This window comes from Methylomonas methanica, from assembly GCF_001644035.1.
GTDB classification, from domain to species: Bacteria; Pseudomonadota; Gammaproteobacteria; order Methylococcales; family Methylomonadaceae; genus Methylomonas; species Methylomonas methanica_A.
On record NZ_LUUG01000090.1, the window covers coordinates 30109 to 41332 of the forward strand.

The 11224-nt window shown below is 49.3% G+C and carries 5 protein-coding genes; 4 read left to right on the forward strand and 1 reads right to left on the reverse strand.

Annotated features, from left to right (window positions below; translation table 11 throughout):
* Positions 1-299: 299 nt before the first annotated feature.
* Together A1332_RS16535 and A1332_RS16540 are read left to right on the forward strand one after the other, a co-directional pair.
* The gene (locus tag A1332_RS16535) at positions 300-2981 is read left to right on the forward strand and encodes an MGH1-like glycoside hydrolase domain-containing protein (RefSeq protein WP_064009537.1); all 2682 of its coding nucleotides are present in this window, start codon (positions 300-302) and stop codon (positions 2979-2981) included.
* Positions 2982-3168: 187 nt separating this feature from the next.
* The gene (locus A1332_RS16540; RefSeq protein ID WP_331709883.1) at positions 3169-3756 is read left to right on the forward strand and encodes an EAL domain-containing protein; all 588 of its coding nucleotides are present in this window, start codon (positions 3169-3171) and stop codon (positions 3754-3756) included.
* A gap of 314 nt (positions 3757-4070) precedes the next feature.
* Here the strand turns inward: A1332_RS16540 and A1332_RS16545 are convergent, their stop codons facing one another.
* Entirely contained in the window at positions 4071-4274 is a 204-nt protein-coding gene (locus tag A1332_RS16545) for a DUF2934 domain-containing protein (RefSeq protein WP_064009539.1), read from the reverse strand.
* 236 nt (positions 4275-4510) lie between these two features.
* On the opposite strand from A1332_RS16545, the gene A1332_RS16550 reads away from it, so the two are divergent.
* Positions 4511-7444: a chemotaxis protein CheB gene (locus tag A1332_RS16550; protein ID WP_064009540.1), complete on the forward strand. Its 2934-nt coding sequence runs from the start codon at positions 4511-4513 to the stop codon at positions 7442-7444.
* Positions 7441-10428 (forward strand): EAL domain-containing protein, encoded by a 2988-nt coding sequence (locus A1332_RS16555; RefSeq protein WP_082879740.1) that lies wholly within the window; start codon positions 7441-7443, stop codon positions 10426-10428. The genes A1332_RS16550 and A1332_RS16555 overlap by 4 nt, the downstream gene beginning before the upstream one ends.
* Positions 10429-11224 lie beyond the last annotated feature (796 nt).

Consider the following 11224-nt stretch of genomic DNA (forward strand, 5'->3'; position numbering starts at 1 on the left):
ACTGAAAGATAAGACGCCCAGGATACTCTTGTCTTAAATAACTGTAATAAGTTTAGGGTAAAGTTTAGTGCTTCGACTAATCAGTCTCAAAATGGGTCGCTGGGTTTACTGCCAAACATAAAAATGAAAAAAGGTAAATCGGCACCCCGAAAATTACGTAGCGGCTTTTGCAGCTCTGTGCACACTACCCCAAATAGGGGGTAAGATCAGTATGACTATCTTGCTTTGTTTTTACATGCTGGTCTCGCGTTACGCGAGCTAAATCTCTCTTTCCGTCCGCCAACCTTTAAAATCTTGTCATGACCACTCAAGAGCATCTGCGTATCAGTCAGAATACCGGGGACATGCCGCCTTGGTGGCGATGGGGCCCCTATGTCAGTGAACGATCGTGGGGAACGGTACGCGAGGACTACAGTCCGGATGGCGACGCCTGGCGTTATTTAACGCATGATCTGGCACGTAGCAAGGCTTATCGTTGGGGTGAGGACGGTTTAGCGGGGATTTGTGATCGTTACCAATTATTGGTTTTTAGCTTGGCGTTGTGGAATGGCCGCGACGCAATCCTGAAAGAGCGAGCCTTCGGTCTCAATGCCTGGGAGGGCAATCACGGCGAAGATGTTAAGGACTATTACTTTTATCTGGACAATACCCCGACGCATAGCTATATGCGTTATCTATATAAATATCCGCAAGGCCGCTTTCCCTACCAAGAGCTGATCGATGAAAATCGGCGTCGCGCCGGCAAAGGCCCTGAATATGAACTCCTGGACACCGGTATTTTTAACGACGAGCGTTATTTTGATATCGAAGTGGAATATGCCAAAGCGTCGCCGGATGATATTTGCATTCGCATCACGGCATTTAATCGCGGACCTGAACCAGCGCCGTTGCATGTCTTGCCGCAACTCTGGTTTCGTAATACATGGGCGTGGAGCGAACCGCGCGGCTATGAACCCAGGATTAAATTGATCGATGCAGGTCAATCCACTAAAACCACATGTTTATTTGCCGACAACTCCGAACGCGGACCCCTGCCGGGTCTACTATTTCCCTATCAACTGGCAAGCTATTTTCTTTATGCCGATGGAGACTGTACCCCATTATTCACCGATAACGAGACCAATCAACAACGCGTCTATGGTACCTCTTCAATAGATACCACTCCCTATACCAAAGATGCCTTCCACCGTTATCTTATCGACGGGGAAGCCTGTATCAACCCCGCCCAATCAGGTAGTAAAGCCGGCCTGCATTTTCAGATGACTATTCCGGCCGGCGAATACGTTCAATTGTCATTGCGCTTAACCCCAGAGGCAAGCGAAGCACCGTTCGCTGAGTTCGCGTCGGTTTTCAGTCAACGGAAGGCGGAAGCTGATGCCTTTTATAACAAAATTCATCCGGTCAATGCGGATGCTGAGCTCCGTGATGTTCAGCGACAAGCTTTCGCTAATTTGCTGTGGAATAAACAAATTTATCTGTTCGATGTAAACAAGTGGCTCAAGGGCGATAGCCCGCATGCCCCACCACCGACCTCAAGACTGGGTATTCGCAATCGCCACTGGATGCACCTGAATTCAATGCGGGTGCTGATTATGCCGGACAAATGGGAATATCCCTGGTTCGCGGCATGGGACCTAGGATTTGCCTGTATTCCGATGGCGCTAATCGATCCGGCGTTTGCCAAAGAGCAATTGCGATTAATGTTATTCGAGCAATTCCAGCATCCTAACGGGCAGATCCCCGCCTATGAATGGGAGTTTTCGGATTTGAATCCTCCCGTGCACGCCTGGGTAGTGTGGCGAGTTTACAATATGGAAAAGCGCGGGCATCACACCCCGGATCGGGCATTTTTAGAGCGGTGTTTTCACAAATTATTAATCAACTTTGCCTGGTGGATTAATAAAGTCGACAGCCGCGGCAATAATGTATTTGAAGGAGGTTTTTTGGGGCTGGATAACATTACCGTGCTCGACCGTAGCCAACCGCTGCCCGCTGGCGAAGTACTGGAGCAATCCGATGCCACCGGCTGGATGGCGATGTACTGTTTAAACATGATGCGGATCGCGTTGGAATTGGCGGAGGAAAACAAGACTTACGAAGGTCTGGCGACCAAGTTTCTGGAGCATTATGTTTACATAGGCGCCGCGATGAAACAAATGGGCGGCCGCAACTACCAACTCTGGGATGAAGAAGATGGTTTTTTTTACGACGTATTGCGCCATGCCGACGACAGCTTTCATCAATTCCGGGTCAGATCATTAGTCGGCCTAATACCATTATTTGCGGTGGAACGTCTGGAAACAAACTGGATGCAACCCTTTCCCAACTTCCGGGCCAATTTAAACTGGTTTTTAGAGAATCGCAGCTTTTTTGCCCAATTTACTCATCACATTAGCTCGCCCCATGGCCAAACCACGTACGTCTTAAGTATCCCAGATCAAAACCAAATAAAGCGTATCCTGGCCCGAGTTTTCGACCGGAACGAATTCTTGTCGCAATTCGGCATCCGTAGCCTTTCCAAAATCCATCAGCAACAGCCCTTTCAATACGGGACAGGTGAAGTGGGTTATGAACCGGCCGAAGCGGAGTCGAAGCTAAAGGGCGGAAACTCCAATTGGCGTGGCCCAATCTGGTTTCCGACCGGTTTTTTGATGATCGAAGCATTACGTAAACTCAATAAGGCCCTGGGGGACGATTTTCTAATTGAAGTACATTTGGACGATAAACTCACGCCGGTTTCGATGAGTTTGGGCGGCTTGGCCGAGGAACTGGCTAAACGGATGATCAGTCTGTTTTTACCGGATGCAAACCAACATCGGCCTATTTACGGCAACAACCCGAACTTTCAACAACTGCCGAACTGGCGAGACCATTTGCTATTTCACGAATATTTTCATGCCGAAACCGGTCAAGGCCTGGGTGCGTCTCATCAAACTTGGACAAGCTTAGTTGCGACATTAATCGACGAATGGCTGTGTTGAATGTGGTCGGGTTAGCATAAGGATTGCTTCATAACTGTGTAAAATTGCCCTGTAACCATTGGTATGACAGGCTTGTAAATACCAACCGCTAGAAAAACTAGTGTTTATCTTAGGCCAAAAAATCGCCGGATTGATCGGGAAATAGCAACGAAAACTCATTGCGAAAATCAAAACAAGGTTCAATGCCTTGATTTTGCCTTTCTTGTCCTGCCTGTTACTCGTTTACGAAGCAAGCCTTACGGTTCTCGAATTTCAGCTAGGTCCACGCGAAATGGTGCTCGTGTTAGCCAATGTCGGTCTGGCCGGATCGAGAATTGCTTTGCCCGCCACCGCAATTCTCTCTGCCATTAACCCAAGCAATCTTAAACTGGAATTGACCGAAAGCCTGGTGCTTGACGACATCGACAACACCATACTCAAGATGCATAGTTTACGTGAAATTGGCATCCGCTTTTCTATGGATGACTTTGGAACGGGCTACTCTTCATTATCCAGCCTGAGGAAGCTACCTCTTTATCAGCTAAAGATCGATCAAAGTTTTGTTCGTGATATTACGACTGATCCGGATGACGCTGTCATCGTTCAGACCATCATTGCTATGGCAATGAGCTTGGGTATGGAGGTCATTGCAGAGGGTGTCGAAACGGAAGAACAACGCGTATTTCTGGAGCTACACGGCTGCCATGCGATACAGGGCTATTTGTTTGGCAGGCCGATGCCTCTCGATGAGTTTGAGAGATTGTTGGCAAGCACATTGAGCACCTCCAAGCAATAATTAGCCACCGAGAATTGACTGGTATAGCGGTCGTTCGCCAAGGTCTCTTAAGGCTCGGTTGAACGCAGTGAAGACTGGCTGCATTCGGGTGTCGGAATTCAATTGACCACTTTCCGGTGACAACTCTGAAGAAGACAGTCACCTGGCGACCAAAATCGCTGTCGCGCTTCTCCAAACCGGCCAGACACCCGAACCCATATACCGCGAACTGGAGGACTACAAAGCAGTCATTGGAGACTGGCCGCTTTCAGGAATCGAAGTCAAAACAGCTATGGATAACCACTCTTTTCACTAAAAGGGCGAAACCCAGTGAGCTAGGTGAGGCTTAATTCCAGCTCTGCCTCAAGCCAGTCACTCAGTTCGTAACCCGGCGCAAAACCTCTGCTCTCTGCTTTATAATACGCAATCTCTGCGAACTGAAGGCTAGATGGTGGGACCGGCTCCTCTGTTATTTCCTGAGCCTGTAGTTGTGGAAGATTTTTTATCGCAGCTGCTTTTTCTTTTTTTACGAATGCCATGTTTCCTCCCGAATTTAATTTTTACAAAAATTTTGATCAAAATGGTGCACTTTAATAAGTTAAAGAAATGCCAGGCAGATCTCTGCTCGCCAGCCGACATTCCATCACAGAATGGTGCAATTAGTACTTCGAACTTTATTTGTTACTACCCATCTCATTCACCTGTGGAATTTGATAATTTTGGTAGCGATTGCCCTGTTCGGAATGCAGCCGCTCCCAATTGAACACGCATCATCATGCCAAAAACATCGAAAAAAGATCTACCCGCTGATATCAAAACCAGTGGCTTTGACGGTTACATAGTCTGCGTAGGCGCCTCAGCAGGCGGTTTGGAGGCGCTAGAAAAGTTTTTTAACGCCTGTCCAGCCGATACGGGTGCAGCGTTCGTTGTTGTCCAGCATCTGTCTCCAGATCACAAAAGCATGATGAGCAACCTGCTTACGCGCTACACCAAAATGCCTGTCACCATGGTTGAAGAAGCCATGCCGATTAAAGCCAATCATGTCTTCCTGATACCGCCCGGCGCCATCATGCATGTCTCAGCCGGTCATCTTCATCTGACACCGAAGAGCCCACACGGTTTGACGCTGGCAATCGATATATTTTTGTCATCCTTGGGCGACATCTACGGCAAACAGGCAGTCGGTATTATTTTGTCTGGTACGGGGACGGATGGTACGCGTGGTGCGGTAGCGATCAATGCGGCGGGCGGATTTGTGATGGCCCAGGAGCCGGATTCAGCCAAATTTGACGGCATGCCACGCAGCGTAATCGGTACCGGTGTCGTTGACGCTGTGTTATCGGCGGAAGAACTTCCTGCTCGCCTGGTAGCTCACATTAACAGACTGCCTTATACGGAAGCCCTAGCGATATCAAAAGTCATTCCCTATGCAGCGATGCCGCCAGAAGACGTAGTGGCGGCCATCCTGCAATTGCTATATCAGATTGGTGGTATCGATTTCTCGGATTATAAGCCGGCCACGGTGATGCGCAGAATTGAACGTCGTATGCAGGTGCGCCAAACGCAAGAACTGTCTGCATATCTTGATTTATTGGAAAATGATCGTGGCGAAGTGCTGACGCTACGTAGAGAAATGTTGATTTCGGTGACCAGTTTCTTTCGTGACCCCGAAACCTTTGAAGAGCTGTCCAATAAAGTGATTGCGCCCATGATCGCTAAAAAACTGGCCGGTGACACCATCAGGGTCTGGATAGCTGGCGTGGCATCCGGCGAAGAGGCCTATACCATTGGCATGTTGTTTCTTGAAGCGTTTGAGTGTGCAGGCCGCTGGCCCAATCTAAAAATTTTTGCGACCGATGTAGATCCACAATGTGTTGAAACCGCATCGAATGGCCAATATCCCGAGTCGGCTGCGGCCGAATTATCGCCGGAACGTCTTGAACGTTTTTTCGACAAGAACGGCGATAGCTTCGTGGTAAAAAAGGAATTACGCCAGTGCATCGTGTTTGCACGCCACAACCTGCTGTCGGATCCACCCTTTACCAAAATAGATCTTGTCTCGTGTCGAAACACGCTGATTTATTTCAAGTCAGCCGCGCAAGAGCGGGCTTTGCGGTCGCTGCAATACGCTATCAACCAGAATGGCGCTTTGCTGTTGGGGCCGAGCGAATCGTTAGCGACTATAACGGAAGGGTTACAGAGCATCAGCGCCAAACACAAGTTGTTTCGCCGAAAGGGCGTGGCAAAGCTGCCTTTTCTGGATCGGCAAGGTGGCGCAATTTATCCGCATCCGTTAGTACGCAGGTCGCCCGTCGTCAGTAAATCCGGACGGCGCTCAAGCGATGTTAGTTTGTCAGATGCGGGGCTTGCCACATTAATTAACAAATTCGCGCCACCCGCCATCATGGTTAATGAAAATCAAGAGGCTGTTCATCTCTATGGTGATGTCAATGTCTATCTGTATAACCGGGAGGGCATGGCAAGTTTGGAAATTAATCGTTTGTTACCCGATCCCTTGATTCCGGTCGCCTCGGCATTGCTTTACAAAGCCAACCATGATGGCTGCTCTTTAGTTTCCGATTTGGTGGATGTAACCCTAAACAACGGTGAGCATCGAACCCTAAGGATATCGGTCCACCCGGTTCCAAACGAAAATCAGGAGCGACTGACGCTGCTGTGCTTCGAGGCTGTAGAAACGAAAAATGTCTCGGAGATAGCGTCGGTCAATCTGGATGCCGTCACCGTCGAGCGGGTGGCCATTCTGCAGCGCGAACTTGCCGCAACCCGCGACAGCTTGCAGTCGACCATTGAGGAACTGGAAACCTCCAACGAGGAACTTCAAGCGACTAACGAAGAACTGATGTCTTCCAACGAGGAACTGCAAAGCTCCAATGAAGAGTTGCAATCAGTTAATGAAGAAATGAATACAGTCAACGACGAGTTTCAGGAAAAAATGTTGCTGCTGAACCGCGCCCATGCCGATCTTGACGGCATGGCCAAAGCGTCCGGGGTAGCCACGGTGTTTGTTGATAGCCAACTACTGATTACCCGATTCAGTCCGGACGCCAGCCTGATCTTTAAACTGCGGGATGCGGACATCGGTCGGCCGTTGGATGAAGTTGCCAATGTTTTGAACTATCCGGAGCTTATGGACGACTTGACGGCAACGATCAAAACCGAACGCATGATTGAGCGCGAAATCAACACGCTGGATCTGAAGAAAACCTATCTTGTCCGTATCTTACCTTACCAAGTAGCGTCGACGACAGTGCGCGGCGTCGTCGCTACTTTCGTGGATGTTACGGCCTATCACGATGTCAATCGGCTGCAATCGATTATCGACGCGCTGCCGGAACATATCGCCGTGGTCGACCCGGCAGGTACGATTGTCATGATCAACGCCGGCTGGCGGCGTTTTGCCATGGCTAATGGCGACAAAGAATTAAAACGCTCCGGCCCAGGCGTTAATTATCTCGATGTTTGCCAAGCAGGTAATCATGAAGACGATGCTATCGCTAGGGCCGCCATTCAGGGCTTGCGAGGTGTGCTCGAAGGGTCCTTGCCCTTGTTTTCTATGGGCTATCCCTGTCACTCATCGACCGAACAACGCTGGTTCGTCATGAATGTCGCCCCTGTGGCGGGAAAGGAATTCGGGGCTGTGATCAGTCACGTCAATATTTCCGGCAGCTATCTACAGAACACGCCATGAGCCATCAACAGGTTAATCTGACAAAGTTGCGAGAGATGGCCGAAAAGGTAATCGAACACGGCTCTTCGGGTTTAAGTTCTGTACCAGAAAGATTCGAAGAAATTGATATCGGACATTTGGTTGAAGAACTGCGTGTCTATCAGACAGAGCTTGAGATTCAAAATCAGGAGCTCAACAGCGCACAGAGCAAGATTTCGACGGCACTGGAACAATATCGCGCTCTATTTGAAAACCTGCCGTTGCCAGGGATCATCTTAGATAGCCGCGGTTTTATTGTTGAGGCCAACCGTCAAGCCTGCACGTTTATTGGCTTGCGGCAAAATACGGCACTGCAACATCGTTCCGCGTTGCAACTGTTCGACCAGGACAGTCGTAGCCAGATTTATCAGGTACTTCACGATAGAACCAACCTGGCGCCGCAAATCCTTAATTTATTGGGCGTTAAAGTGGGAGTGGCTCAAACCATTCCTTGCGATGTGCATGTCATCCACTTGCACGAAGAATCCGAGGAAGACATGCGCACCTTGTTAGTCCTTGTCGACCAAAGCACCGAAGTGTCGCTCAGAGAAAGCGAATATCACCTAGAAACCATTATCAAGAATGAACCCGAATGCATCAATATATTGGATGCCCAAGGCCTATTGATTCAGATGAATCCCGCCGGTCTGGCGATGATTGAAGCTGATGCGTTGGCGCAGGTGGCAGGACGACTGTTTCTGGATTTCGTCGCCCCCGAATATCGCTCAGCCTATGCCAATCTACATCGACAGGTGCTTGCCGGCGAACCCGTGCAAATGCGCTATGAAATCGTCGGCCTTAAAGGCCGGCGACGCTGGATGGAGACCCATGCCGTGCCGATGCAGGCTCACGGTGAATTAGCGTTACTGGCTGTCACCCGCGATATCAGTGAGCGCAAACTGGCTGAAGAAAAAATACAACTCGCTGCCAGCGTGTTTAGTACCTCCCGCGAGGGCATTCTGATCACTTCTGCGGATGGTGCCATCATTGACGTTAACGATGCTTTCACCCAAATCACAGGCTATAGCCGTGATGATGCTATGGGCCAAAACCCACGCATGCTCAGTTCCGGCAAACAAGATAAAGTGGTGTATGAAGCCTTGTGGCATAGCCTGATCACTACAGGCTACTGGTTTGGTGAGCTCTGGAACCGGCACAAGAACGGCGAGATGTATGCCGAAAATCTAAGTATCAGTGCCGTTCGCGATGCTGATGGTATAACCCGCCACTATGTCGGCCTGTTCTCTGACATCACCTCGACCAAGATGCATGCCCAGCAGATGGAGCGCATCGCTCACTATGATGCGCTGACGGGCTTACCCAATCGAGTGTTATTATCAGACCGCTTGCAATTGGCAATGGCCCAAACTCAGCGACGCGGGCAGCAGCTTGCCGTGGCCTTTCTTGATCTGGATGGATTTAAAGCAGTCAATGACAAGCAGGGACATGAAGCTGGCGATCAGTTGTTGGTCGCATTGGCTAACCACATGAAGCGGGCTTTGCGCGACGGCGATACGCTGGCCAGATTGGGTGGTGACGAGTTTGTTGCGGTACTGGTTGATTTGGCCGATGTGAACGCCTGCCAACCGTTGCTGACCCGATTACTGGCCGCTGCTGCGCAGCAGATTCATTACGGGGACCATCAACTCCAGGTCTCGGCCAGTCTGGGAGTCACCTTTTATCCGCAAAGCGAAGACATCGATGCGGATCAACTATTACGTCAGGCCGATCAGGCCATGTATCAAGCCAAGTTAGCGGGCAAAAACCGTTACCATATTTTTGATGCTCATCAAGACAGCAGTATCCGTGGTCATCATGAAAATGTGGAGGATATTCGCCGTGCCATTTGCGCAGAGGAATTTGTACTGTATTACCAACCTAAAGTGAACATGCGCACCGGAGAGGTTATCGGCGCTGAGGCCTTAATTCGCTGGCATCACCCGGAAAAAGGACTGTTGCTACCCGCCGCGTTTTTGCCGGTGATTGAAGATCATCCGCTGGCTGTTATACTAGGCACTTGGGTAATTGATACGGCCCTGACGCAACTGGAAACCTGGCATGCTGCTGGGTTGAATATAGCTATCAGTGTCAATGTCTGTGCTCGCCAATTACAACAGACCGATTTTGTCCAATATCTGAGTGATATTTTGGCGGCCCACCCCAATGTGCAACCCGCTGACTTGGAACTGGAAGTGCTGGAAACAAGTGCGCTGGAGGATTTAGAGCATGTATCCAATGTTATTAAGGGCTGCCAGGACATTGGGGTAAAATTTGCACTTGATGACTTTGGGACTGGTTATTCCTCATTGACCTACCTGAAACGCCTACCCGTCAGCTCGCTCAAGATTGACCAAAGCTTTGTGCATGACATGCTGGTTGATCCTGATGATCTCGCTATTGTGGAAGGGGTACTCAGCTTGGCCACCGCCTTCTATCGTCATGCGATTGCCGAAGGTGTAGAGACTATCGAGCACGGCAGGCTACTACTCCAATTTGGTTGTGAACTGGCTCAAGGTTACGGCATCGCACGCCCCATGCCCGCGCACAAAATATTGGACTGGACTTCCACCTGGACGCCGGACCCGAGCTGGGTCGATCTGGTGTTGGTTAATCGCGATGACTTATCCGTGTTATATGCGGGTGTTCAGCACCGTGCCTGGGTCACCGCCATGGAAAAATGCCTTAAAGGTGGACAAGAAACGCCAGCGCCATTGAACCATCTGCGATCTCGACTCGGCCTATGGTTAGAAGGCAAAGGTCACGCCCAATATAATGGCCAACCCGCCTTTCAAGCTATCAAACAGTGGTGTGACCATGTGCATCTACAGACGAAAGAGCTTTGTCAACTACAAGCGTCTGCCCGGACTTCAGAGGCGCTGACCAGACTGGCAGCACTCCAGGAATTAACCGATACCTTGTTGGAGCAGGTCAATTTGTTAGTTCAGGAAAACAGAACAAAGGTATAACGAGTTACCATAGAAACTTAAACCGAACGACCCGGAATCAGTAGGCAAGACTTAGTCGGGAACAGAACCATATGCAGGCTGAGTAGAGCCAGTGATAATGTCAATTTGCTCGCCGAATACCGGACATTCGATTGGGCCACGGGATGCGTTAACTATTGAAATTGGAAAGCTACCCCCGCGCGGCGGGTTTTGGCCGATTGTGTTGAAAAACTCGGTTTTGGGTGACTTTAGGCCATTTTTGCCAACAGCCTAATTTCTAATCTATTGTTTTAACTGATAAAGTTTTATAAAAAACACTTTTTGTGCAAAACGGCCTTTTTCAACACAATCGGCCGATACGAGGCGTTCAAAATCTGGCCGAATATGTATCGGAATGAATGGTGGTTTGGCAATGGGCATGCTTGACGGGGTTTATCGGATACGCAGTAGAAAAGGCAGCACCTAAAATGCTAGCAAGGTATTCACATGGAAATCACCTCAAAATACTACGGTCAGCTCCAGCCTGAATATAGAACCAAGATCAGCACTCTGAAGCAACGAAACTAGCTAATACTGAAAGCCGTTTGGCTGCCATTTTGAAATGGATAGCGCGTAATTTTGAAGAAAGCAGGTCGCATTGTTCATGCGGCTGTAACCTGGCAGGTATAGCTTATGCCTGGAGTGCGATATTAAAAGCACTCTTGATTAGCATAATCCTAAGCCGGCAACAGAAAGGCAACTGAATGAAAAAACTATTTACTGGACTTTTGATGGCTTTGGTTATGCAAGCCACCGTTGGGAGTTATAACTAAATCTG